Raw genomic sequence first — 21,307 nt, 5'->3', positions numbered from 1 at the left:
TTGAAAAAATATGAGAAGCTATTTTCTCAAGTTCTGCCTTACTACTTGGAGCTAAACGGCTTTCTCACAACTTAGATAAACGGTGTTCAAAAAGCTGACCTTCAAAATTAAGCTGAAAAATCAAAAAATATGGAAAGCTATTTTCTGATTTCTCATCTTACTGCTCAGGTCAAACCGCTTTTTTCACAACCTAGATAAACGGTGTTCAAGAAGCAACACTTCAATAATAAGTCAAAACCATCAAAAATGAAAAAACCATTTTCGATGATTCTGTCTTATTACTCAGTGCTGACCGCTTCTTTCACAACCTTAACTATAATACACCTTCATCTTGATATCTTGGTCGTAGTTGCCGAAGCCTTTGCCGAATAGGGTGCAGCCACCGACGTTTTTGGCGTCTTCTTTGACTTCGATGCGGAAGGTCCAGACGTCTTCGTTTCTTGGGATGTCATTGATCGTGATTTCAGATAATGGTTCGCCGTTGATATTGGTCAAATGTTTAGTGATACGGATTGTTTTCAATAGTCCGTATTGGTTTAGATTATCTGGATACCAGTCCGGGGTATGTTTTCCACGAATGTCTGCGAAATCTCCTGGGCTTGTCCAGTTACCTAATTCCACACCGTTTAGGCTGAAAGTGATATCCGATGGCCAATTGTCGTTCGAAAAGGGAAACTCGGAAGATAGTTCAACGGACAATTCCAACATTTCCAAGGTATCTTCTTCGTTTAAAAAGTTTGGTGTTTGATATTCAACAAATCCGCTTGTAAACCACAGAATCCGAGCATCCATTCGTCGTGGATCGGCAAAATAACGTGGTTCATCGACTTTGCCGATAAAGTCATGGATCGTTGCCAGACCGCATGTCGGCTCGATCGAATAGCGGGTATAATGACCGATAGGGATCGATGTTTCTTTCGTATCAAAGGCATTGAAGATTTTTTCTGGAAACGTGATGTTGATTTTATCGACACGTAAGCTGGAAATTTTTTTTTGGCCTATTTTTTCAGATTTGATGATATTTGCTTCTTCAAGTTTTTTTACATGCATTGTTGTAATCGCGCTACTGATACCGAGTGCTTGGGCAAGCTCTTTGATATTCATTTTGTTTTTTGAAAGTAACTGGATGATTTTTATCCTTGTTTTACTAGCTAAAGCTTCATAAACAGGTAACGATTCTTCATTGATTTGGAGTTGCATGATTTTTCACCTCTTATTTAGGTTTTTGTTTAACTATATATTAACATAAATATTAATTTATAGGTTAATATCATAAAACTAATATATATAATTAACATTTATGTTAATTATAATGTAAAAATATTTTTATATTTAATAATATTATTATTGACAACGCTTTCAAAGAAAGATATGATTCATGTATAAATTAAAGGAGGGGACATATGGAAGCTGTAATGTCAGTTAGTCGTGTGCAAAAGATAGGGGAAATCGATCGTCGTTTGTATGGCTCGTTTATTGAGCATATGGGACGTGCAGTGTATGGAGGGATCTATCAACCAGATCATCCGACTGCAAATGATAAGGGATTTCGCCAAGACGTTATGGAGCTAGTCAAAGAATTATCGGTACCATTGATCCGGTATCCAGGTGGGAATTTTGTTTCTGGGTTCAATTGGGAAGATAGTGTGGGGCCTATAGCGGAGCGGCCGAAAAGATTAGACCTTGCTTGGCGATCTTTAGAAACAAATCAAGTGGGGGTGCATGAATTTGCTGCGTGGTGTCAAGAAGTGGGCGCTGAGATCAATATGGCTGTCAATCTTGGAACACGTGGCTTAGATGCTGCAAGAAATCTAGTAGAATATTGCAATTATCCTAGTGGTACTTATTGGAGTGAGCAAAGAATAGCAAATGGACAAACCGAACCTTTTTCGATCAAGACGTGGTGTTTAGGCAATGAAATGGATGGTCCTTGGCAAATCGGTCATAAGACAGCAGCGGAGTATGGACGGCTGGCAGAAGAAACAGCAAAAGCAATGAAACTTGTCGATGAATCGATCGAAGTCGTTTTATGTGGTAGCTCGAATAGTAAAATGCCGACGTTCGGTGAGTGGGAATTGACTGTATTGGATCAAGCCTATGAACAAATCGATTATCTTTCATTGCATCAGTATTATGGCAATCAAACAAATGATTTGAAAAATTATTTAGCTCGTTCAGTCGATATGGATCAGTTCATCTCTGGTGTTGTTGCGATGTGTGATGCAATCAAGGCGAAAAAACACAGCAAGAAACAAATCAATCTATCTTTTGATGAATGGAATATTTGGTATCATTCGACAGAACATGATCAAACAGTCAAGCCATGGCAAGTGGCCCCACCTTTATTAGAAGATCACTATAATTTTGAGGATGCTTTAGTATTGGGCTGTTTATTGATCACTTTGTTAAAACATTCTGATCGAGTAAAAATTGCTTGTCTGGCGCAGCTAGTCAACGTAATTGCTCCGATCATGACAGAAGAAGACGGTGAAGCATGGCGTCAAACAATCTATTATCCATTTATGCAAGTCGCGACTTTAGGGCAAGGTATTGCTTTACGACCTGAAATCACTGTCGATACGTATGCAACGAGTGAATTTGATACAGTTCCATATTTAGAAAGTATCGCGGTGCTGAATGAAGAAAAAAATGAGTTGGTGATCTTTGCAGTGAATCGTGGAGAAGAAGAGATGAGTTTAGATCTACAATTTTCTGACTTAAAGCTTGAGGAAGTCATTAATTTTTCAGAGATGTCTGGCTATGAAATCAAAGCGGTCAATCAAGCAGGAAATGAGCAAATCAAACCTGTGTCTTCAAAAGCCTACGAACATAAAGAAAATCAGTTGAATTGCAAATTGAAACCGTTATCTTGGAATGTGATCCGTACAAGCTTGACCCCGAACAAATAAGGAGGAGATAGAGATGCGAGGAAAAAAATTGATGATTGGTTCATTGTTGTTAGCTGCGACTGGAATATTAGGTGCTTGTGGCGGTGGTGCTTCTTCTCAAAGTAAAAATGACGGAGAAGTCACACTCTCTTTTTGGAATGGGTTTACAGCTTCTGACGGAGAGATCTTACAAGAGATCGTCAATGATTTTAATAAGAATAATGACAAAAACATCACGATTGAGATGGATGTGATGACATGGGCTAATTTGAATGAAAAATTACCAACGGCTATTTCTTCGAGAAAAGCGCCAGATTTTGTTGCACTGAACTACGCTGATTTTGCTCAATATGTGGAGAATGGGGCTGTGCAGCCTGTAGATGATTTCTGGGAATATGACGGTGTGGATAAAGGAGATTTCAAAGATACTGCGGTAGATCTAGGAATGGTGGATGATCAGCAATACTTTATTCCGATGCAAGTACAAGGGATGTATATGTATTGGAACAAAGAATTATTCAAACAAGCTGGCTTGGATGAAACAACACCACCAACTACTTGGACAGAATTAACAGAGATGGCTCCACAACTGACCGATAGTAGTAAAAATGTCTCAGGTTTTGTCTTCAATAAAGACGGTACTGCACCACTTTATAACTGGATGAAGGCAAATGGAGGAAAACTTGTCAGCGATGACTATACAAAATCTGAGTTTGCTTCACCAGAAAATCTTGAAACACTAACAGCCATCCAAAAAATGATCCATGTCGATAAAGCAGGACCAGAATCGATTTCAGGAGCAGAAATGGATAATTTGATGAACGCTGGACAATTATCGATCATCATCAACGGACCGTGGTTGAATAACGGCTTGAAAGCAAACGAAATCGATTATGGTGTAACGACATTACCGCAAGCAAGTGCGGACGGTGAAAAAACAGCGATTTTAGATGGTGTTGGTTATGCAATCCCAGCAAGTACAGATAGTGACAAAAAAGAGGCAATCTATGAATTCCTAAAATACTGGAACACAAGTGAAATCGGTAAAAAATGGAGTATTGAAAATGGCTTCCCTGCCTACTTATCATCTGTCGCAGAAGATGAAGAAGTGAAGAATGATCCTATCGTATCGGAACTATCCAAACAAATGGAATATGCTGAACCTTATCTACCAGGATTCACGAAAATCGCAGCAATCAATAATGACATCATTAATCCATTGATCGAAAAATTGTTGGCTGGTGAAGATCCAGAGCAACTCATGAATGATGCAGATGATCAGATCAATGATCTATTGAAGGAATAATCGAGTAACAGTTCACAATGAAATCAAAACAACGAAAGAAATAGAAGGAATCTCGTAGAGGATAAGGCGAAAGTCCTATAAATTGCAAAAACATATTTATTGCTTTCGCTTTCCTTTTTCGAGAAAAACTTCTTTCCTTTCTTGGGCTGATTTTTCATCGCTTGAACTGTTCATCAAGGAATCCATCGAATAAGAAAGAGGGGAAATAGACGAAATGAAAGCATTCACCAGATACTGGAACCGACCGGATCGAGCGGCTTATTTGTTTTTAGTGCCATCCTTTTTGATTCTACTGTTATTCACAGTGGTGCCACTGATTGGTACATTTGCGATCAGTTTTACTGATTTGAACATCTTTTTTACTTCAAGAGAGTTCGTAGGCATGGATAACTTTTTGCGGATCTTTGGGGATGAACGTGCGGTCAATTCACTTTTCCATACGTTGTATTTTACCTTACTTGAAACACCAACACAGATTATCGTTGGTTTATTAGCTGCGGTGATCTTGTCAAAGAATACTCGTTTCAATCGCTTTTGTCGCTCAACTTTTTATATCCCTGTTATTTGTTCCTTAACATCCATTGCAATCATCTTTTCAATGTTGCTTGACCCAAACGTTGGGGCTATCCCTTACCTTTTCTCACAAGTAGGTTTGCCGATTCCACAATTTTTCCGTGATCCAACATTAGCAATGCCAACAGTTGCGCTGATGACGGTTTGGAAAAATTTCGGTGTCACGATGACGATCCTGATCACTGCTATTCAAGGAATCTCCCCTTCGCTTTACGAATCAGCGCAAATGGATGGAGCAACCAATCGTCAACAATTCTTTAATATCACGTTACCGCAGATCATCCCATCTCTTGGTTTTTGTATCTTGACCAACCTGATTGGTTCCATGCAAGTGTTTGACCAAGTATATGTGGCAACGAACGGCGGACCACAATTCAAAACGGAAACAGCTGTCCAATACATTTATAGTCGCGGCTTCACCGCTCCATATGAGTTAGGCTATGCTTCCGCATTATCTTCAGTACTGTTTGTCATTGTAGCTGTGCTGGCAATTTCGACCAATTTATATATGTCAAGAAAAGAAAAACAAATGAAATAGGGGGGAGTAATAATATGCTTTCGGAAAGTTATACAGCAGTTTCAACGAATCGTCGGAAAAATTTTGATGGAAAGAAATGGTTGCGTGTCGTCGGAATGTTACTCGTATTATTGATTATCGCTTTTCCTTTTCTATGGTTGATCATTTCCTCGTTCAAATATGAAAAAGACATTATTTCTTTTCCCCCGAGAATTTTTGCAGATGAATATACCTTTGAGAATTATATCAAGGTTTGGACGACTATTCCGTTGTTAGATTACATCAAAAACACAGTAATCTTTGCAGGTGGGACAGTGATCACTTCTGTTTTCTTTGATTCTCTTGCAGGGTATGCTTTTGCTCGGATGCGCTTCAAAGGGAAATCGGTGTTGTTTTACTTTGTTTTGTTAACGATGATGATCCCATTTCAAGTCTTCATGATCCCACTGTTCATCCAAGCAAACTTTTTAGGTATGTTAGATACGTATGCCGGATTGATCATTCCTCGGATGACTACTGCTTTTGGGATATTTATGATGCGGTCGTTTTTTGTGACTTTACCAGATTCATTGGAAGAAGCCGCACGTATTGACGGGTTAGGTGAGTTCAAGATTTTCTTGAAGATCATGTTGCCTTTGAGCAAGCCAACACTTCTATCACTAGCAATCTTTACGTTGATGAACAGTTGGAATGATTTATTGTATCCACTGATTTTGACAACAAGTTCGAAAATGCGGACGTTACCTGCAGGATTAGCTTTATTCACCGGACAAAATATATCATTTTATGGACCGGTGATGGCAGGAACAGTTATTTCGATGTTGCCATTGTTGATCATTTATATTTTTGCTCAAAAATACTTTGTACAAGGAACTGCAATGTCTGGCATGAAAGAGTGAGAAGATGAAATTAGTCGAAACAAAATGGTATGGTCAATTGATCCAAATTTCCGATCATATCTTATTAGGGATTTTATGGGTCGTCGTTTCTTTGCCTTTAGTCACAGTAGTACCAGCCACAACAGGGGTCTTTACAGCGTTGAATAAATGGAAGAATGGCGAATCAGGGCATGTTTGCTATTCCTTTTTTCAGGGCTTTAAGCGTAAGTTTTTCCTTCAATTAGTGATGAGTTGCGTGACCATCATCAGTTATTTTGCGATGAATCTTATTTTGCAAGAATCTGCTATTTGGTTAGTGATTTGTGGGTATGTAACAATGTTGGTTTTTACGATGTTTTTACTTTCTTGGTGTAGTTCTCTTGCCCAAAATGACGCTCTTTCCGGAAAGGAACTTTTTCAAGAAAGTACATTGTGGGTGTTGACCAACTTTTTGAAGAATCTTGTATGTTGTGGCATATTATTAGTTTTTCTTGTGCTTGTGTTTATGTTTCCGCCGATTATTTTTGTATTAGCAGGTGGGGTTTGGTGGTTGATCAATCATTTAGTGGGAAACATAAATAGGAAAGGAGTGTGGCAATGAAAAAAGTTGAATTAAAGGTACGTCAAGGATTTTCTAAAGGAGCTATCAGTCCACGACTCTTCGGTTCTTTTGTTGAACATATGGGAAGTGTCGTGTATAACGGAATATTTGAACCAGAACATCCGACCGCGGATAAGAACGGCTTTCGACAGGACGTGCTTTCTTATGTAAAAGAACTGTCTTTAGGGGTGATCCGTTATCCTGGAGGGAATTTTACTTCAGGATATGACTGGCAAGATACGATTGGTCCAGTCACCGAGCGTCCAAAAAAAATCGATCTTGCATGGCAAGGAATCGAACCAAATACATTCGGGCTACATGAATTTTTCAAATGGTTAGACATGGTAGAAGCGGAGCCAATCATGACGGTGAATCTAGGCACAAAAGGAATCGATGATGCGCGTAATCTAGTAGAGTATTGTAATTTTCCTCAAGGAACCTCTTGGAGTGAGTTACGCAAACAAAACGGACAAGAGCAACCTTTTAACGTGAAACTTTGGTGCTTAGGAAATGAGTTAGACGGTCCTTGGCAAATTGGCGCAAAAAGTGCCTATGAGTATGGCAGGTTAGCCAATGAATCTGCCAAAGCGATGAAATTAGTCGATGAATCGATCGAAACGATTTTAGTCGGTAGTTCGACGCCACGCTTAGCGTCTTATCCTGAATGGGACCGAATCGCTTTAGAAGAAGCATATGAAAACGTTGATTATATTGCTTTGCATAATTACATCGATAAATATGACGAAGAAGATTTGACTAAACCTCCAAAAAATGAGCGAGCAGATACCAAAACTTACTTAGCTAAAGCGGAACGGTTTGATCGACAAATCGAAGAGATCATTGCGACGTGTGACTATGTGAAAGGCTATCTACGCAGTGACAAGACGATGTACTTAGCTTTTGATGAATGGAATGTTCATAGCCAACCAGAACAAACCTATCAAAAATTCCAAGAGGGGTCACCAATCGATTGGTGCCAGTTCACCATGGAAGATACATTACTGTTCGGCACGTTAGGTCTTGCGATTTTACGGCATGCAGATCGTGTCAAAATTGCTTGCCAATCGCTTTTAGTCAATACCATCCCGCTTATCCTAACAGAGAAAAATGGGATCGCATGGGTAAATCCGACCTATTATGTGATGCAACATCTGGCAAAATATGCGAAAGGCACTGTATTAGATCAACAAACGTTTTGTCCCACATATGAATGTGATACTGGAAAAGAAGTGCCGATCATTGATAGCGTAGTTGTCGAAAATGAGCAAGAAATCGTACTGTTTCTAGTGAATCGCACAGAAGAGAAAGTGTCCATTACGACAACGCATGATTTTGAGCTGGAGACTAAAGCAGTCCAACTAGTCGTAAAAAGTGATCATTTACTAGATAAAAATACGAAAGACGCTCCGAATACGATCCAGCCGATAGAACAAGTAATCGATGTAAATGAAAAGAACACGATCCATATGGTGCTTGAAGCATATTCTTGGAATGTCATCAGACTAAAAAAATGTGAGGAACCTTTATGAAAAAAACAACTTATGCTAATCCAATCGTCCTTGAACGAGCCGATCCTTGGATCTACAAACATACGGACGGCTACTATTATTTTACGGGTTCTCTACCTGGTTATCAGTCCATCGAATTGAGACGTGCGAAAACGATCGATGGCTTGAAGCATGCAGAAAAGTTACTGGTTTGGCATGCACCTAAAACTGGACCCATGAGTCAGTTGATCTGGGCACCAGAAATCCATTATATCCAAGGAAAGTGGTATATCTATTTTGCAGCCAGTGATCATGCAGAGATTCGTGATCGGGATCATCACCATCGGATGTTCGTTCTTGAAAACACGTCCATTGACCCAATGAATACTGATTGGGAAGAAAAAGGGCAAATCATCACTGCTACAGACACGTTTAGTTTAGACGGCACGACTTTTACACATCAAGGAAAGTTGTATTATGTTTGGGCGCAATTAGACCCGCGTATTCCGGGAAACTCCAATCTCTATTTATCAGAAATGGCAAATCCTTGGACACTGACCGGAAAACAACTATTATTAGCCATCCCAGAATTTTCTTGGGAAAAGCAAGGATTTGCAGTCAATGAAGGACCAGCCGTACTGGTTCGTAACGGGAAAATATTCATCACTTACTCAGGGAGTGCCACGGATGAAAATTATGCAATGGGTTTGCTGTGGGCAGAAGAGTCAGCGGATCTACTTGACGGTTATTCTTGGCATAAAAATCCTGAACCTGTCTTTGTCTCTTCGGAGAAAAATAAGCAGTTTGGACCGGGACATAACTCCTTTACTCTCTCAGAAGATGGCAAAGAAGATGTATTAGTTTACCATGCACGACCAGAAAAAAATGAAGGAATCGATCCTCTGAACAATCCCAATCGTCATGCCAACGCACAAGTATTTTCGTGGGACACAGAGGGATTCCCAGTTTTTGGTGAACCAGTTGCGTATTCGGCTGATATTTGAGCATCATTTCAATAAAGCCCTTCAAGAAATAAGCGGTAATAGCCACAATTTGTTGTTCAAAATTGTGGCTATTACCGCTTATTCTTTGCGAGCTGGAGAGACTAAGACACAGTTTCATTCCTTTTGTTTTCTATTTATTTTTTTATAAAATTGGTCGTTCAGACTACTTGTTTTTTGAACTTTACTTTCATTTGTGAAGCGACTAGAATAAAATAGGCGTTAAAGTAGTTTAGAAAAAGTGAAGGAGCGCTCTCTTGAACAAACATTTAGATAAGTTTTCAACCAAACAACAAAAAATTCTACGAATCACTACTCTGGGGGTAGTAACAGTCTTAGTGATACTTATAAGTAATTTGTATTTACAATGGTGCCAGAATAATCTTTCAGTTGATTTAGCCTTGAAATTTGCTTTTTCATGGCACACAGAAAAATTTTTACTTGCTTGTTTCGTATTACTTACTGTCTTTTTATTTATGGTCGCTTTCGCGGGTTCTTACTTATTTGGTCTGCTTTTTTATCTCGTAAGTATCGGTATATTAGGTTTTGCAAATTACTTGAAAATGAGCTATCGTCAAGAACCAATCTATCCAGATGACTTAAAGATGATCACAGAGTTCAATTTACTCAAAGACATGACCGGAACACCGATTTTTATTGGGTTGATTCTACTAGCGATCCTTGCCTTTGGTGGAGTGGTCTGGGCAATTGTCCGTAGTTTCAAAAAAGATCGAACATTCCAAATCTATCGTATCTTGACTTTAATCATGACCGTTGCAATGATGGGTTATTTCAGTAACTTCAATAATCCCAATAATTTGTTGCGTAAAGCTTATAATCAAACGGCTTTGTGGATTCCTTATAGTCAAAAAATGAATTATTATAATACAGGATTTATTGGTGGCTTCTTATACAATCTAAAAGTTGAACCGATGGAACGACCAGAAGGTTATTCAAAAGAAAAAATCAATGAAATCACTGAAAAATATCAAGCAATCGCAGACGAAAAAAATCAAACAGCAAGTGATGAGCAGCCAAATATCATTTATGTGATGAGTGAAAGCTTTTCTGATCCAAGTCATCTAAATGGTGTCACGGTGACCGGTGATCCCTTAGCTGACTATCGTGAAGTGGCAAATCAAACCTATAGTGGCCGAATGCTTTCGCAAAATTATGGTGGTGGAACAGCAAATATTGAGTTTGAAGCCTTAACGGGTCTATCCATGGCGCTATTCAATGGTCAAATGACCACACCATATACGATGCTCGTTCCCAAGCTGGATCAATTACCATCGCTTGTTTCCACGCTCAATGCACAAAACTACCGAACAACGGCGATCCATCCTTATAATACATCGATGTATAAACGTGAAGATGTCTATCAGACGCTAGGGTTTGATTCGTTTATCAGCGAGGGAAATATGACTTACACTGATACCATTGATAATAATCCATATATTTCAGATGAGTCTGCCTATAAAGAAATTTTAGACTTATTAAAAGATGAGCAAACGCCTCAGTTTGTCCATTTGGTCACGATGCAGACCCATATGCCTTATGCAGGCAAGTATTCGCAATTAGATTTTTCGGCTACAACAGAAGATGATACTGGAACAGATACACTCAACAATTATTTGCAAGATATTGCCTATAGTAGTCAAGCATTGAAAGCATTCACTGAAGCGCTGAAAGATACGCCAAGAAGAACACTAGTCGTTTTTTGGGGAGATCATTTACCGGGGATCTATTCGGACGAGATCAAAAATAAAAATGAGAAACAAGCCTTACATCAGACAGAGTTTCTCATGTTCGATACAGCAGGTGAGTTAGAGAAAGGTGAAACCAATGATGCTGTCACTAGCCCTTTTTATTTTGCAGCGAATCTTTTAGAACAAACGAATCAAAAGACCACTGGTTTTTATCAATTACTGCTTGAAATGGAGTCGGCTATTCCCGCGTTCGAACGAGAACTGTATTTTCAAAATGGCCAATGGGGAAAAGAAGCTCAGTTGAATCAGGCGCAAGAGGAAGTATACGAGGCGTATCGCTTGATCCAATATGATCTAGTTTCAGGAGAACAATATAGTTTGGATGCAGGATTTTATGAAAAATAAACGATAAAAATAACATTTTATTGATGTAATGACTTGTTTTCTACTAGAATAAACAGGTAAAATAGAGAAAGAAAAAGAAGAAAGTAGGAAAACCTATGTTACCGAATCTCGGTTATTACGTGCAGACAGTCGATAAAATCGTGAAAGAAACAGAAGCAATCGGCGAAACGATGCACCCAAAATATGAAAAAATCAGAGAAGCAATCGATCAAAAGAAAACAGCTGAACTAACGCGATCCGAGCTTGTTGAGACGGTTGAGCTATTTGACCAAGGTACTGAAAAATATCGCAATATGCTAAAGAAAATCAGTACGTTGCGTCCACCAGCCAAAGTAATGGGTATCCATAAGAACTTTGAAAAAGCCTACAAAAATTATGTAGCTGGTTGTGAAGAAATGACTCAAAGCATCCAACCAGAAAAAGGCATCAACGCTGAACAATTTGATGCGTCAGAAGCAAAACAAGACCAAGCGACAGATGATATTTCCGCAGCAATCCAAAAAATGACTAACTTATTGATGAAATAATCAAAAAGCCGAGACGACTGAAAATAGGGTTCCTATTCTCGATCATCTCGGCTTTTCATTTATTCTTGTTGCTTTTCTTCATAAAGGGAAGAAATCGTAGTGTACCATTCAAAAATGTGAGAAATCAATACTTTCGCTGCGGCATAGACAGGTATCCCTAAAATCACACCGACCACACCAAATAATTTTCCGGATGTTAATAGGACAAGTAAAATCGTCACTGGATGGATCGACAACTGATTGCCAAGTACAAGTGGCGAGATCAAACGGCCTTCGATGGTTTGCTCTAAGGCGAAAACGATCAATACTTTGACCAACATGATTGGTCCTGTAACGATGGCTAAAAATACCGCAGGGATCATCGCTAAAAATGAACCTAAGTAAGGGATCAAGTTCAAGAAACCGGCAATGATTCCTAAAGTGACAGCATAATCTAACCCGATGATTGCAAATCCGATCATGAACATCACCGCAACTGCGAAAGCCACAGTCAGCTGTCCACGAATATAAGAAGAGACTTGGCTGTTCATCTCACCTAAGACTTTTAACGTAGGCACTCTCATACGAGTGGGTAAGAACTTGACCAAATAAGGTGCTAATTGTTTTCCATCTTTCAACAGATAAAATAAAATAAACGGCATCGTCAATACGGCAACAACGATCGTAGCTACAGCGCCAACAAAACTCCCTAAGCTTTGAACGGTGCTTTTTGATAGATTCTGTAAAATATCGCCAGCAGAATTCATAAACTGATCGCCTGTATTTTCCAGTTGCTCTCTAAATTGACTGAATAGTGGATCACGAAAAATCTCGGTTAATTTGTCATCGATGGTCTCGACGTATTGTGGAAAATTGCTGACAAAGCTGACGGTTTGTTCTTGGATTTTCGGGATGATCACTACACTTCCCCAGACGATCAAAGCGATAACAAGTATAAATAAACCGATGATGCTATAGAGCCTTGGAATATTTTTCTTTTCAAAATAATCGACGACAGGATTCATCAGGTAATATAAGATACCTGATAGAATGATCGGTAAACTAACGATCGCTAGAAACTGCCAAATGGGCTCAAAAAGATAAGAGACTTTCGTAAATAAGAAAACGATCAGTAAGACCAAAAGAACGACTAATAAAGCCGTGACTACTTGATTATTCAAAAACCAACGCCAAAACCATGAAACAGGTTTGATTTTTCTTTTTTTATCCTCTTCCATTAGTTCACCTGCTTATAGTCGATGGTCGTGCCGACAGTGATTTCTGGTAGTTGATAAGGGGACAAATAGATTCCATTGACGATTCTGTCACCTGCTGGTGGTTGTTCAAAAACCAGAGTCACATGACCAACCGTTGTTAAGTTTTCATTGGCCAACGGACCAACATGTTCGATGGTATATTCTTGATGATCAAAAGAAATTTGATCACCTTGATTAAGTGAAAAATTCTCTTTTGTACTAAATTCTTGAATGATCGTATAGTCACGCAACGCGGATGTTGCCGACTGATCGAATAAAATCAGCATAGGTTCCTCTGAATTGATTGCTGACGTGCCAATTTCTGTTATCGTTGCTTGAGTCATCTCATTTCTCTCCTTTACTCCTAAAAAATCAATGATTCTATGGTTACAAAAACAGTATAACATATTCTCTTTGATTAACGACATGAATGGATGTATGATAGAATAAATTAGAATTCTTAATTTGAGGAGGATCAAAATGATAAAAAAAATCATTCTAGGAACATATACAAGACGAAAAAGTGAAGGAATTTATCAAATCGAATTAGATACAGATAAAGGCACTTTAGAGAATCTAACGTTAGTGACAAAAGAAAATAGCCCAACGTATGTGGCAAAAAGCGATGCAGGTAATCTTTACACAGTAACAAGTGTCGATGGGTTAGGTGGAGTCGGTGCATACGATCATTCATATAATTTTTTGAATGCGGTAACAGAAGCCGGCGCACCTTTGTGTTACGTGACAGTCGATGAGCAACGCCAACTGGTTTATGGCGCAAATTATCATAAAGGAGAAGTCAATGTTTATCGTATCACTGAAGACGGTAGTTTAGAGGCGACAGATGCAGTCTTTCATCAAGAACCGACTGGTCCACACAAAAACCAAGATCATGCCCATGTCCATTACACAGACTTAACACCTGACCAACGATTAGCTGTCTGTGATCTAGGAACTGATCGTGTGTACACATATGATGTCGATGAAAATGGGAAATTAGCTGTAAAAGCTGTATTAGAAGTAGAGCCAGGAACCGGCCCACGTCATTTAGTTTTTCATCCTAATAATCAATTCGTCTATTTGTTTGGTGAGTTAGATAGTACAGTTCGTGTTCTTTCCTATGATGAAACAACAGGCGAATTCAAAGAAGTGCAAAAAATCAGCACATTGCCTGAAGGATTCACCGAAGAAAATGGTGGGGCTGCCATCCGTATTTCAAACGATGGACGTTTTGTCTACGCATCAAATCGGGGACATAATTCGATTGCTGTATTCGCTGTGAATGAAGAAGGTTCACATTTAGAACACGTACAGACAATCTCAACTGAAGGAGATTTCCCAAGAGATTTCGCCTTAGATCCAGAAAATGATTACGTGGTATCTGCCAACCAGAATACGGATAATCTTACCTTGTACAAACGTGATGCTACAACTGGAGAATTGACATTGATCCAAAAAGACATCTATGCACCTGAGTGTGTCTGTGTTTACTTTGATTAAGGAGTAGTGACATGAATAAAGAAGAAGTATTAGACCGTTTACGCGAAGAATTAGAGATTCCGTTTTTTCAAGGAAAAATCGAAGACAAAGAGTATAGTGAAGAAGAATACCAAAAGATCAAAAGTGATTTGATCCAGTATTTTGATGACTATGTTCGTAATGTTGAAAATTAAAGAAGGAAATATAGCCGAGAGTAAAATGATTTCTATCTTATCTTGAACTAACACGCTAGCATGCCAAAGCTGTTTAGTTCGATAAAAATGGGAGACGCATGAAAGAGTTGAAAATGATTTTTGGTGCGTTTCTTTTGTCACTACTTTTAAACTGGGGCTTATCCTATCTATTAAATCGTCCATTCAAATGGTGGATTACTTTAGGTATGTTCTTCGGATTCTCCATTGCCTATTTAGTTGGTTCAAGAAAGAGTTCAAAAAACAAATAGATGTTTTTTGAACTCTTTCTTTTAATAACATCTGATTTCAACCAAGGTTTAGTTTGCGTAAGACTATAGTAATATTCCTTGAAATTAAGAGAAGGAGCAACAGTGAATGAGTCATCTAAGATGGTTTTCTGGTGGAAACGATCGACGCAAAACAGCAGAAACAATCATTAATGAATTGATAGCTGATTTAGCGTTAGACCTTGGAAATGAATCGCTTAGAGAGGTTTTACACGCTTATCTAGAAAAATTACAAAATGATGGAGCATCAGTGCCGTTCATTCTAAGCCGTATGAACTTAGATATATCTAATGCATTGAAAAAAGATGGCGCCTCTCTCAACGAGCATCAATCCGAAAAGCTACGTGAACTGATGGCTATTTCTAGTATTAGATATGGTTATTAATGAATTTTAGCATCGCAAATCAGCCACTTTGCAACAAATAAAAAAGGATTTCATGAACATTTATTGTGAATGTTCATGAAATCCTTTTTCTTTTCTCAACATTTTAAGAGAAAGATTTACCTAATAGTGACTAGAAGTCTTTACCGAATGCAGTTGCTTTATCTAAGGCAGCTTGCATCAATTCTTCTGCACGATCAGGTGTATAGTCGATCCCCTCGATAAATAATTGGTCGACTTGATCGATGCCGACAAAGTTCAAGATTGCTTTTACATATTGAGAAGCAAAATCTTGTCCATTGTAGATTCCGCCATTTGATTGGATGTGTAGTGCTTTTTTACCAGTAACTAAGCCAACAGGACCATTTTCAGTATACTTGAAAGTTTTACCAGCAACATTGACTGTATCAAACCAAGCTTTTAATTTTGTAGGAATGTTCAAATTCCATAAAGCATTGGCAATAACGATTTTATCTGCTGCTAGGAATTGCTCTGTCAATTCGTTGAAACGAGCAATTTTTTGTTGTTGGTTTTCAGATAGACTAGAGAAATCTGCACCTGCACGAAGCGCTTCCCATCCAGAAAGCAATTCTTCATCAATTTCTGGGATATCATCACGATAAAGGTCTAAAACAGTTACCTCGTCGTTTGGATGATTTTCTTTGTAGCTAGTTAAAAAACTAGTTAATGCGTTAACTGAACGTGATTCTTGTGCAGTTAGTGGATGTCCTTTGATTACTAATACTGATGCCATAATCTCTCTCCTTTAGTCGTAATTGTTAACTTTACTGCTAACAATACCAGTTTACTTGAAACAGAAAAGGCTATCAAGTATTTTTACTGATAAAAAGTAAGTTATTTTCCAGTACGATCAAAGAGGACTAGTTAATTCACGACTTTCAAATAACTTCATGTTGTCGATCACATAAGTTGCTTGCAATCCGTTTTCTATTAGGTAACTAGTGATTTCTTGTGCTGAATGGTTAGATGCTCCGACAATGTAGTACTGTTTTTTTGTATCGAGATTATTTAATTGGGCTGGCAAACTGGTAATAGGGATGGATATCGAATGACTTAGGTGTTTTTTTATATACTCATTCGTTTTTCGGACATCTAGAATTACAACATCCTTCTTTTGATAGACGAAATAGAGTTCGTGGACGGTTATTGATTTGATCATGGCGTTCATCCTTTTTATATAATGATCCTATTTTAGATGTATAGAATAGAAGAAACAAATCTTTTTACTCGATTTATTCTTTTTTTAATAATTATGAAAAAAAATGTAAATGACTTGCAAAACAATCAGATGGTGTTATAATGACAAGGTGTCATATGACGGTGTGTCATTTTTATGTAGGGAGGAATCAACGATGCCGACACAGACTTTTTTTCATCTACCTGAAGAAAAACAGCAAAGACTTTTAGAAGCTGCCAGGGTCGAATTTTCAAGAGTACCATTGAATGAAGCTTCGATTGCACAAATCGTGAAACTTGCGGGGATCTCTAGAGGTAGTTTTTATCAATATTTTGAAGATAAAGAAGATCTTTATTTTTATTATTTTGAAACCGTTCGTAGCGATAGTACAAAAAATATGATCCAACTAATCAAAGAATCGAATGGAGACTTATTTATCGGTTTTGAACTTTATTTTGGGAAAATGATTCGAGATATTCTAGAAGGTGAAAATGCCGCGTTTTACAAACATCTTTTTATGCACATGGATTACCGTGCCTCACGAAAAGTCGTGCCGCATCCACAAGGACATCGTCCATCACCACATAAAAATCATAAAAAAGCGTCCAAAGAGTTGATTGGTTTGATTGATCGTTCCAATCTTAGAGTAAAAGATGACCATGAAATGGAATTATTGTTTCAGTTAGTCATGAGTACACTGTTTACAACGATTGCTCATGCCTATAAATCATTTTCAACCTCTGAGGAGTATTCTGTTGAACAAGCCATTGCAGAATTCAATCTAAAACTGTCATGGATAAAAGATGGCGCTTATAAATAGAAAGAAGGGGAACGAATGCTAAAAATTGTCAAACGAATTTCATTGACCTCAGCAATCGCTGCAACGGTCTTTATGATTATTCAAGTGTTAGCAGATCTGTATTTGCCAACGTTAACATCTAATATTATTGACAAAGGCGTAGCAAAAGGTGACGTCGACTATATTTGGCAGACGGGATTTGTCATGATCGGATTTTCTTTGATCAGTATTTTAGCCGCCATTGCCAATACGTTTTTTGCTACACGAGAATCTCAAAAGTTAGGAAAACAATTACGAACAGAAGTCTATCAAAAAGCCGAAAATTTGACGAAAGACAAATTCGACAAGTATGGAACAGCTTCATTGATCACTCGTACAACGAATGATGTGACGCAGATCCAATTGGTGATGCAAATGTTTTTACGGATGATGATCAATGCACCCATCACTCTTGTTGGGGCAAGTATCCTTGCTTATCAAAAGGACCATCAACTGACAAGAATTTTCTTAGTCGTGATTCCTGTCATGATCATTTTGATCGGTGGTATTATGTATTTTGCTGTTCCTCTATTCAAGAGCATGCAAAAGAAAACGGACCGCTTAAACCTTGTTTTTCGTGAAGGATTAACCGGTGTACGTGTCATCAGGGCGTTTGACAAAACACGTTTTGAAGAAAATCGTTTTGATTTAGCGAATAAGGATTATACAAATACGGCAATCAAAGTCAACACGATTGTTGCATTGATGATGCCATTGATGACGTTGATCATGAGTGGGACGAACGTAGCGATCACATGGTTTGGTGGGCACTACATAGCGGATATGACATTAGAGGTCGGAAATCTGATTGCCTTCATGACTTATGCGATGCAAATTTTGATTAGTTTCATGATGCTATCAGCAATCTTTATCATGGTTCCTCGTGCCCAAGCTTCGGCTGATCGGATCAATGAAGTACTAGAAGAAGACGCGGGTATCGTTGATCCAGAACAACCAGAAACGGTTGCTTTAGCTGGAAAAGACGCAAGTTTGTCATTCGAACAGGTGAATTACCGTTACCACGGCGCAGAAAAACTAGCGTTGGAAGATATCAACTTTGAAGCGTCATCTGGCGATATCGTAGCTATCATTGGTGGTACAGGTTCAGGAAAAACGACTTTAGTGAATCTGATCCCACGTTTGTATGATATTGAATCGGGTGAGATCGCGATTAACGGAACGAGCATCACTGATATGACGCAATATAACTTGCGTGAATTGATGGGATTTGTTCCCCAAAAAGCTGTCCTTTTTTCTGGAACGATTCGTGAGAATATGCAATATGGGAAAGAAGACGCAACAGATGAGATGATTTGGAAAGCATTAGAGATCGCCCAAGCAAAAGACTTTGTTTCTGAAATGGAAGATGGTTTAGATAGTCATGTCGAACAAGGCGGCGGAAATTTCTCTGGTGGACAAAGACAGCGATTAGCCATTGCGCGTGCCTTAGTAAAAGAAGCCGACATCTATGTCTTTGATGATTCATTCTCAGCACTAGACTTTAAAACAGATGCGAAACTCCGTCAAGCACTAAAAGAAAATATGACAGAAAGTATCACCGTTTTAGTGGCGCAACGAGTAAGTACCGTCATGGATGCAGATACGATCTTAGTATTAGATGAAGGAAAACTTGTTGGAAAAGGAACGCATAAAGAATTACTAGCAACAAATGAAACATACAAAGAAATCGTCAACTCACAATTGAGAGAGGAGGATTTAGCATGAGTAAAGGAAACAATCGACCTCCTCAAGGACCAATGGGTGGGGGACCAGGACGTAACATTGGTGCTAAAGGAGAAAAACCAAAAAACTTTTGGGGCACTGTTCGCCGGTTATTCGGCTATATGTCTAAGCGTTTAGTAGCGATCATTGCTGTATTTGTCTTAGCGATTGCAGCTGTCGTCTTCCAAATCCAGACACCAAAAGTATTAGGGAAAGCAACCACAGAAATTTTTAACGGTGTGATGCTTGGCGCAAGACAAATGCAAGAAGGGCAACAAGTCACGAAATTCCCAATTGATTTTGACAAAATTGGTCAAATCATTGCGACAGTGATTGTCATGTACTTGATTTCTGCCGTGTTCAACTTCTTGCAACAGTTCATTATGACTCGCGTGTCACAACGTACGGTATATGAGTTAAGACATGATTTAGAGACAAAAATGAATCGTGTGCCGATCTCTTATTATGATACACATACGAATGGGGATATCATGTCTCGAGCAATCAACGACATGGATAATATCGCCAGCACGTTACAACAAAACTTGACTCAATTTGTCACAAGTGCGGTCACACTGATCGGGGTCATCGTTATGATGCTATCCATCAGCTGGCAACTGACATTAGTGGCGTTGTTGATGATTCCATTGAGCTTGATCATCGTGATGATCATTGCACCGAAATCACAAGTTTTCTTTGCGGATCAACAAAAGAGTTTAGGATTATTGAACAACCAAGTCGAAGAAACCTATGCTGGACATACGATCGTCCAAACGTTCAACCATACAGCAAAAGACCAAGCAGTTTTTGAGATTGAAAACCAAAATTTATATGCCTCTGGTTGGAAAGCACAGTTTATTTCTGCGATCATCATGCCATTGATGAATTTCGTAAAAAATCTAGGGTACGTCTTTGTGGCTGTGCTTGGTGGGATCAAAGTAGCCAATGGGAATATGGCATTAGGGGATGTACAAGCATTCTTGCAATATACGACACAATTTTCTCAACCGATCACACAATTGGCAAGCTTGATGAATACGATCCAATCAACAGTAGCTTCGGCTGAACGTGTCTTTGAAGTCCTAGATGAAGAAGAGATGACAAATGAAAAATCTGGTTTACCAGTCGAAGAAAATACACCGTACAAAGTTCGTTTTGAAAATGTGCAGTTTGGTTATACGCCAGATCACTTATTGATGAAAGATTTCAATTTGGATGTGAAGCCAGGTGAAATGGTCGCTATTGTTGGTCCGACGGGGGCTGGTAAAACGACTTTGATCAATCTATTGGAACGTTTTTATGATGTTTCAGGCGGAAGCATTCGGTATGACGGTGTCGATACGAGAGATGTTTCTCGTGATGTATTACGTGCGCAATTTTCAATGGTACTACAAGATACATGGTTATTTACTGGAACGATCTATGACAATATCAAGTATGGAAATGATGATGCAACGGATGAACAAGTGATCGAAGCTGCGAAAGCTGCCCATGTCGATGAATTTGTCCGCAAATTACCTGACGGGTATGATACGATCTTAAATGAAGATGCAAGCAATATCTCACAAGGTCAACGTCAATTGATTACGATTGCCCGAGCATTCTTAGCAAATCCAGATGTCTTGATCTTGGATGAAGCAACCTCAAGTGTCGATACTCGTACGGAGATTTTGATTCAAAAAGCGATGAACCGTTTATTGAAAAATCGTACAAGTTTTGTAGTTGCGCATCGATTATCAACGATTCGTGATGCGGATAATATTATCGTGATGAACCAAGGATCGATCGTTGAAACAGGAAACCATGATACACTCATGGAAAAAGATGGGTTCTATGCTGATCTGTATAATAGTCAGTTTACAGAAGAAGCTTCATAATAAGATAAAATAAGTTATAATAATCTTTATAGGATTATGGGAAAGCGGCGTTTAAAAAGATAAAAAAGTTTTATCAAAGATTCGCCGCTTTTCTTACATATAGAATGATTTTCCCTTCCCATTCTGATAATTAGCTAAAAAATAAGACAATCTGAGAATTAATTCAACAAAAAATAAGATATTGCTTGAAAGAAAAGAGAAGC

General features: G+C 38.5%; 20 protein-coding genes. 15 read left to right on the top strand and 5 right to left on the bottom strand.

Annotation, left to right across the window (positions count from 1 at the left end; genetic code table 11):
* Positions 1 to 309 precede the first annotated feature (309 nt).
* A complete protein-coding gene (locus tag ACH0AK_RS06775) occupies positions 310 to 1,200 on the bottom strand; it encodes an ArsR/SmtB family transcription factor (RefSeq protein ID WP_019723205.1) in 891 nt (296 codons plus the stop codon).
* Positions 1,201 to 1,403: 203 nt separating this feature from the next.
* Between ACH0AK_RS06775 and arfA the strand changes: the two genes are divergently transcribed.
* The 9 genes from arfA (at position 1,404) to ACH0AK_RS06730 (ending at position 11,892) form a co-directional block, all read left to right on the top strand.
* Positions 1,404 to 2,909, top strand: a complete 1,506-nt coding sequence (arfA, locus tag ACH0AK_RS06770) for an arabinosylfuranosidase ArfA (protein ID WP_226076136.1) — start codon at positions 1,404 to 1,406, stop codon at positions 2,907 to 2,909.
* A 13-nt stretch (positions 2,910 to 2,922) separates the two neighbouring features.
* A complete protein-coding gene (locus ACH0AK_RS06765; protein ID WP_010736674.1) occupies positions 2,923 to 4,194 on the top strand; it encodes an ABC transporter substrate-binding protein in 1,272 nt (423 codons plus the stop codon).
* A gap of 214 nt (positions 4,195 to 4,408) precedes the next feature.
* A complete protein-coding gene (locus ACH0AK_RS06760; protein WP_499796804.1) occupies positions 4,409 to 5,305 on the top strand; it encodes a carbohydrate ABC transporter permease in 897 nt (298 codons plus the stop codon).
* 14 nt (positions 5,306 to 5,319) lie between these two features.
* The gene (locus ACH0AK_RS06755; RefSeq protein ID WP_224434247.1) at positions 5,320 to 6,183 is read left to right on the top strand and encodes a carbohydrate ABC transporter permease; all 864 of its coding nucleotides are present in this window, start codon (positions 5,320 to 5,322) and stop codon (positions 6,181 to 6,183) included.
* A 4-nt stretch (positions 6,184 to 6,187) separates the two neighbouring features.
* Positions 6,188 to 6,763, top strand: coding sequence for a DUF624 domain-containing protein (locus tag ACH0AK_RS06750; RefSeq protein ID WP_023520307.1), 576 nt, complete (start codon positions 6,188 to 6,190; stop codon positions 6,761 to 6,763).
* Positions 6,760 to 8,292, top strand: a complete 1,533-nt coding sequence (locus tag ACH0AK_RS06745; protein WP_153830066.1) for an alpha-N-arabinofuranosidase — start codon at positions 6,760 to 6,762, stop codon at positions 8,290 to 8,292. The genes ACH0AK_RS06750 and ACH0AK_RS06745 overlap by 4 nt, the downstream gene beginning before the upstream one ends.
* Entirely contained in the window at positions 8,289 to 9,254 is a 966-nt protein-coding gene (locus ACH0AK_RS06740; RefSeq protein ID WP_153830067.1) for a glycoside hydrolase family 43 protein, read from the top strand. Before ACH0AK_RS06745 ends, ACH0AK_RS06740 begins: the two co-directional genes overlap by 4 nt.
* Positions 9,255 to 9,508: 254 nt before the next feature.
* Positions 9,509 to 11,365, top strand: a complete 1,857-nt coding sequence (locus ACH0AK_RS06735; RefSeq protein ID WP_023520304.1) for an LTA synthase family protein — start codon at positions 9,509 to 9,511, stop codon at positions 11,363 to 11,365.
* Between the two features lie 95 nt (positions 11,366 to 11,460).
* Positions 11,461 to 11,892, top strand: coding sequence for a hypothetical protein (locus ACH0AK_RS06730; protein ID WP_224434244.1), 432 nt, complete (start codon positions 11,461 to 11,463; stop codon positions 11,890 to 11,892).
* Positions 11,893 to 11,951: 59 nt separating this feature from the next.
* Here the strand turns inward: ACH0AK_RS06730 and ACH0AK_RS06725 are convergent, their stop codons facing one another.
* Entirely contained in the window at positions 11,952 to 13,109 is a 1,158-nt protein-coding gene (locus ACH0AK_RS06725) for an AI-2E family transporter (RefSeq protein ID WP_224434243.1), read from the bottom strand.
* Entirely contained in the window at positions 13,109 to 13,471 is a 363-nt protein-coding gene (locus ACH0AK_RS06720; protein WP_023520301.1) for a PTS glucitol/sorbitol transporter subunit IIA, read from the bottom strand. The genes ACH0AK_RS06725 and ACH0AK_RS06720 overlap by 1 nt, the downstream gene beginning before the upstream one ends.
* A 136-nt stretch (positions 13,472 to 13,607) precedes the next feature.
* Here ACH0AK_RS06720 and ACH0AK_RS06715 point away from each other — a divergent pair, with 136 nt between their 5' ends.
* The 3 genes from ACH0AK_RS06715 (at position 13,608) to ACH0AK_RS06705 (ending at position 15,472) form a co-directional block, all read left to right on the top strand.
* Positions 13,608 to 14,627: a lactonase family protein gene (locus tag ACH0AK_RS06715; RefSeq protein ID WP_010736664.1), complete on the top strand. Its 1,020-nt coding sequence runs from the start codon at positions 13,608 to 13,610 to the stop codon at positions 14,625 to 14,627.
* Positions 14,628 to 14,638: 11 nt separating this feature from the next.
* The gene (locus ACH0AK_RS06710) at positions 14,639 to 14,800 is read left to right on the top strand and encodes a hypothetical protein (RefSeq protein ID WP_010736663.1); all 162 of its coding nucleotides are present in this window, start codon (positions 14,639 to 14,641) and stop codon (positions 14,798 to 14,800) included.
* Positions 14,801 to 15,175: 375 nt separating this feature from the next.
* Complete coding sequence (locus ACH0AK_RS06705; RefSeq protein ID WP_062806192.1) at positions 15,176 to 15,472, top strand: bacteriocin immunity protein; 297 nt, start codon at positions 15,176 to 15,178, stop codon at positions 15,470 to 15,472.
* Positions 15,473 to 15,602: 130 nt separating this feature from the next.
* On the opposite strand, the gene ACH0AK_RS06700 is transcribed toward ACH0AK_RS06705, so the two are convergent.
* Positions 15,603 to 16,223: an NAD(P)H-dependent oxidoreductase gene (locus ACH0AK_RS06700; RefSeq protein ID WP_010736661.1), complete on the bottom strand. Its 621-nt coding sequence runs from the start codon at positions 16,221 to 16,223 to the stop codon at positions 15,603 to 15,605.
* Between the two features lie 117 nt (positions 16,224 to 16,340).
* On the bottom strand, positions 16,341 to 16,649 hold the full coding sequence (locus tag ACH0AK_RS06695; protein ID WP_010736660.1) for a rhodanese-like domain-containing protein: 309 nt from the start codon (positions 16,647 to 16,649) through the stop codon (positions 16,341 to 16,343).
* A 193-nt stretch (positions 16,650 to 16,842) separates the two neighbouring features.
* On the opposite strand from ACH0AK_RS06695, the gene ACH0AK_RS06690 reads away from it, so the two are divergent.
* Genes ACH0AK_RS06690 through ACH0AK_RS06680 form a run of 3 tightly spaced genes read left to right on the top strand, consistent with a single transcriptional unit; the run spans position 16,843 to position 21,104 of the window.
* Entirely contained in the window at positions 16,843 to 17,487 is a 645-nt protein-coding gene (locus tag ACH0AK_RS06690; RefSeq protein WP_010736659.1) for a TetR/AcrR family transcriptional regulator, read from the top strand.
* 15 nt (positions 17,488 to 17,502) lie between these two features.
* Positions 17,503 to 19,230 (top strand): ABC transporter ATP-binding protein, encoded by a 1,728-nt coding sequence (locus ACH0AK_RS06685; RefSeq protein ID WP_023520296.1) that lies wholly within the window; start codon positions 17,503 to 17,505, stop codon positions 19,228 to 19,230.
* Positions 19,227 to 21,104 carry an ABC transporter ATP-binding protein gene (locus tag ACH0AK_RS06680; protein WP_010736657.1) on the top strand — a complete coding sequence of 626 codons (1,878 nt, stop codon included), beginning with the start codon at positions 19,227 to 19,229 and terminating at the stop codon, positions 21,102 to 21,104. Before ACH0AK_RS06685 ends, ACH0AK_RS06680 begins: the two co-directional genes overlap by 4 nt.
* Positions 21,105 to 21,307: the final 203 nt, after the last annotated feature.

Origin of the sequence: Enterococcus pernyi (genome assembly GCF_045371165.1) — a bacterium.
GTDB lineage: Bacteria > Bacillota > Bacilli > Lactobacillales > Enterococcaceae > Enterococcus_B > Enterococcus_B pernyi.
This window is presented reverse-complemented; position numbering and strand designations above follow the sequence as displayed.

Excerpts from the sequence above, each read along its gene's own strand:
- ACH0AK_RS06775 (WP_019723205.1), bottom strand. The coding sequence starts at position 1,200 with ATGCAACTCCAAATCAATGAAGAATCGTTACCTGTTTATGAAGCTTTA.
- arfA (WP_226076136.1), top strand. The coding sequence starts at position 1,404 with ATGGAAGCTGTAATGTCAGTTAGTCGTGTGCAAAAGATAGGGGAAATC.
- ACH0AK_RS06765 (WP_010736674.1), top strand. The coding sequence starts at position 2,923 with ATGCGAGGAAAAAAATTGATGATTGGTTCATTGTTGTTAGCTGCGACT.
- ACH0AK_RS06760 (WP_499796804.1), top strand. The coding sequence starts at position 4,409 with ATGAAAGCATTCACCAGATACTGGAACCGACCGGATCGAGCGGCTTAT.
- ACH0AK_RS06755 (WP_224434247.1), top strand. The coding sequence starts at position 5,320 with ATGCTTTCGGAAAGTTATACAGCAGTTTCAACGAATCGTCGGAAAAAT.
- ACH0AK_RS06750 (WP_023520307.1), top strand. The coding sequence starts at position 6,188 with ATGAAATTAGTCGAAACAAAATGGTATGGTCAATTGATCCAAATTTCC.
- ACH0AK_RS06745 (WP_153830066.1), top strand. The coding sequence starts at position 6,760 with ATGAAAAAAGTTGAATTAAAGGTACGTCAAGGATTTTCTAAAGGAGCT.
- ACH0AK_RS06740 (WP_153830067.1), top strand. The coding sequence starts at position 8,289 with ATGAAAAAAACAACTTATGCTAATCCAATCGTCCTTGAACGAGCCGAT.
- ACH0AK_RS06730 (WP_224434244.1), top strand. The coding sequence starts at position 11,461 with ATGTTACCGAATCTCGGTTATTACGTGCAGACAGTCGATAAAATCGTG.
- ACH0AK_RS06725 (WP_224434243.1), bottom strand. The coding sequence starts at position 13,109 with ATGGAAGAGGATAAAAAAAGAAAAATCAAACCTGTTTCATGGTTTTGG.
- ACH0AK_RS06720 (WP_023520301.1), bottom strand. The coding sequence starts at position 13,471 with ATGACTCAAGCAACGATAACAGAAATTGGCACGTCAGCAATCAATTCA.
- ACH0AK_RS06715 (WP_010736664.1), top strand. The coding sequence starts at position 13,608 with ATGATAAAAAAAATCATTCTAGGAACATATACAAGACGAAAAAGTGAA.
- ACH0AK_RS06710 (WP_010736663.1), top strand. The coding sequence starts at position 14,639 with ATGAATAAAGAAGAAGTATTAGACCGTTTACGCGAAGAATTAGAGATT.
- ACH0AK_RS06705 (WP_062806192.1), top strand. The coding sequence starts at position 15,176 with ATGAGTCATCTAAGATGGTTTTCTGGTGGAAACGATCGACGCAAAACA.
- ACH0AK_RS06700 (WP_010736661.1), bottom strand. The coding sequence starts at position 16,223 with ATGGCATCAGTATTAGTAATCAAAGGACATCCACTAACTGCACAAGAA.
- ACH0AK_RS06695 (WP_010736660.1), bottom strand. The coding sequence starts at position 16,649 with ATGATCAAATCAATAACCGTCCACGAACTCTATTTCGTCTATCAAAAG.
- ACH0AK_RS06690 (WP_010736659.1), top strand. The coding sequence starts at position 16,843 with ATGCCGACACAGACTTTTTTTCATCTACCTGAAGAAAAACAGCAAAGA.
- ACH0AK_RS06685 (WP_023520296.1), top strand. The coding sequence starts at position 17,503 with ATGCTAAAAATTGTCAAACGAATTTCATTGACCTCAGCAATCGCTGCA.
- ACH0AK_RS06680 (WP_010736657.1), top strand. The coding sequence starts at position 19,227 with ATGAGTAAAGGAAACAATCGACCTCCTCAAGGACCAATGGGTGGGGGA.